Here is a 3,045-nt window from a genome sequence, read left to right as displayed (position 1 = left end):
GCATTGGCGATTATATTTTTCCAACGCGTAATGGTAGTGGTATCAGCACCAAAAAAACGCATGACGGCTTCAAAGGCTTGCCCAAAAGCCCGTATTATCCCCCGTGCAAAGCCCTTCATAAAAGAAGAAAAACGGTCCCAATATTTCCACAAAGCAAAACCAGCAGCCAGTATGACCGCCACAACAGCAGCAACCGCAGCTCCTATTGGGGTAAAAATACCCCCCGCAACAGAGGCAATACCAGCCCCAACCACTTCTATCACTGTCCCGATCCAACCAAAGGTACTCACCAATGCTGCACCTGAAACCGCAACCCCTCGAAATGCTGCCATGAGTAAAGTCATCGGGTGAAAAAGACGCAGCGCGCTCCCACCAAGCCCTGCCATCGGCTGCACGGGTGCGCACCACATTGACAAAGCGCCACAATGGGTCACTGGAGGTGGTGTGGTTGCCCCATAAAATACGTCCATTGGCGACAATTTTTCCATGGGCATTTTGGCTAAGCCGTGCTGGAATAAAGGTAGCAATATCGGCTTGGTTAAGGCGATTTGCTTCATGATCGATTTCCCCATCAAAATAGCTAATGGGGCGCGCTGTTCCTAAAATGCCTTTGACATCTTGGTTGGAGGGAAACCAAAAAACACCGCCCCTTTGCTTGTCGCGTTTGATAAACATGGCGGCAGCAAAGGGACTTGCCGGTTTAACACTCCAACCACCATCACTATTTGCCACCCAGACAAAGGAATCAATCAGGTAACAAAAATGCAACAATTAAACTTCCCCCTGAAGATATAGCAGAACTCGTAGCAGAGCTTGATAAAAAGTTACAAGAGCTTGTTCAAAACATCAAAGACAGAGAAGAAATAGAGCTTACCTTGCCTCTTTTTAAAATTGCATTTAAAACGTTAAATAGAGGTTGGAAAAGCACTCAAGAACTACACAAATCCAACCTAACCATCATTATACAATGGAAAATGAAGGTGCATTTCTCCTTACATTAAGATTTTTAATAACACTTTGTTTTTAACATATTATATCTTTTTTTGCTTTTTGGGCTGATTTTGGAGCGAACTTCACAATTTATAGATTTTTTTCAAAGGGGCTTAAAAGGCGGTCTTCTAGGCTTTCACAGAGTTTTTTTAAATCTTCAAAGCCTTTTCCTATTTTCCATTGAATCACAGTTTTTTCTCATTTTCACTCTTTTTTAGATGTCAAAATCCATTTTGATAAAACGCGCATTTAATGGTGAAAATTAGTCATAAAAAATCATAAATTTCCACCTATTCCCACTTAAAAAAACTCCTGTCAAACGACAAACTTTCTTTTTTGTATATCCACAGCAGCATGGATACTGCTATTCTTTATTGCTCATTTCCTCTCTTCTTTTTTCTTTTTATAACTCAATAAAGTTTATCTCTAAACAATGCACAATAATAACACTATGATCTAAAATCAAATAAATATAAATAATTTTTAATATTATAAAATAATTTATATTTATTTCATAATGAATAATATTCAAAACATTATGTATTTTTATAAAAAATATTTTTCTACTTTACATAAAAATAAAAACAATCTATTGGTCCCCAAAGTAGAAAACCATTCATTTGATATCCTTCTTGTAAGCGGGGAAGGAATGCGTGGGGCTTATAAGTTAAGGAAAATATCTAAATGTTTAAAAAATCTCTTTTATCCGGCACAGCTGCCGTAGCTATCATGCTGTTTAGCACTCATTTCAGCGCATATGCGACAGTCCTCAGTGCTACAAGTAATGAAGAAGTAAAAGATGTCTCCGACGACGCATCCGAAAAAAACTATGATGCGATTAAGGCAACAAATAGTGGAAAAATCATTGGCAAGGATTTAAAAGTAACCGCTCCTGAATCTGAAAAAACTGGTGTAACATCTACAGATCTTGGTAGCGAAATTACGTTAAAAGGCACAACAACCATTGAAAAAGCTGTGGATGGGATCCTAGCAAAAACAGGTGGTAAAATCACCAGCGAAGATTTAAAAATAAAAGGAGACGATACAGGAACAGGTGTAACAACCACAGATCCTGATAGTACAGTTGAATTAACAGGCACAACAACCATTGAAAAAGTTGCAAACGGATTTCGGGTAAATAAGGGCAGTAAAGTCACTGCAAAAAATGTAACGATAATCCTTCCTGAAGCTAAAGAAGACAGCATTGGTATACTCGTCGATGGTGCTAATAGCGTGATTGAATTAACGGGTCAAACAACCATTAAAGACATTGCTGGCAGCGGTCTTAGGGCAACAACTGGTGGCAAACTCGTTAGTAAAGATTTAACAATAACGGGCTCTCAGAACGAAAAAAATACCAATAGCACCGGTATAGCAGCCTACTTGCCAAATACTATGATTGAATTAACAGGCAAAACAACCATTGAAAATATGGTAACTGGGCTTTATACAGCAGTTGGTAGCAAAATCGTTAGCGAAAATTTGACAATAACCGGCTCTGAAACTGAAAAAAAGAGTACTGGTGCAAAAGCTGACAACAACAGCGTCATTACATTAAAAGGCACAACAACCATTGAAAAAGTTGCAAACGGCCTTGATATACAAAATGCAGCTACAGTCAAGATGACCGATGGTTCCATTACAGCATCTCAAATAGGTGCTCTTTTCAACGCTAGCGGAAATGATGAAAATAAAAACACGCTGGACAATGTAAAAATATCGAGCAGCAAAGATGACGCCTTGATAGATAAAGGAATAAGTGCCGAAAAAAGCACTGTGTCTTTAAACAATGTAACCGTCACTAAAGCGACAACAGGCATATTTGCAAATAATAACTCCACAATAACAGTCTCTGGAGGTTCATTCGACGGAAAAACTGATGGGGTATATGCTAAAGAAGGCAGCGCCATTACTTTGGACGAAAAAACTGCAGTTACATCATCTGATGGTTACGGACTTCATGCAGAAGGTCCAGCCAAAATCACGAAGACAAAAGGTGCTGTAAGTGGAAAACAAGCTGCATTATTTGCAGAAAAAGGTGGACAGATTGATGCC

The 3,045-nt window shown here is 38.9% G+C and carries 3 pseudogenes; 2 read left to right on the top strand and 1 reads right to left on the bottom strand.

Annotated features, from left to right (window positions below):
* Positions 1–264: 264 nt before the first annotated feature.
* Positions 265–762, bottom strand: a pseudogene (locus ACFINO_RS06955) (phage tail protein); the annotation flags it as partial.
* On the opposite strand from ACFINO_RS06955, the pseudogene ACFINO_RS06950 reads away from it, so the two are divergent.
* Both ACFINO_RS06950 and ACFINO_RS06945 read left to right on the top strand, forming a co-directional pair.
* Positions 759–909 (top strand): annotated as a pseudogene (locus ACFINO_RS06950) (transcriptional regulator); the annotation flags it as partial. The pseudogenes ACFINO_RS06955 and ACFINO_RS06950 overlap by 4 nt on opposite strands.
* 765 nt (positions 910–1,674) lie before the next feature.
* Positions 1,675–3,045, top strand: a pseudogene (locus tag ACFINO_RS06945) (hypothetical protein); the annotation flags it as partial.

Source organism: Bartonella sp. AA83SXKL, assembly GCF_042196965.1.
Classification (GTDB): Bacteria; Pseudomonadota; Alphaproteobacteria; order Rhizobiales; family Rhizobiaceae; genus Bartonella.
The sequence above is the reverse complement of the archived record's forward strand: the minus strand, read 5'-3'. Positions and strand labels throughout refer to the sequence as shown.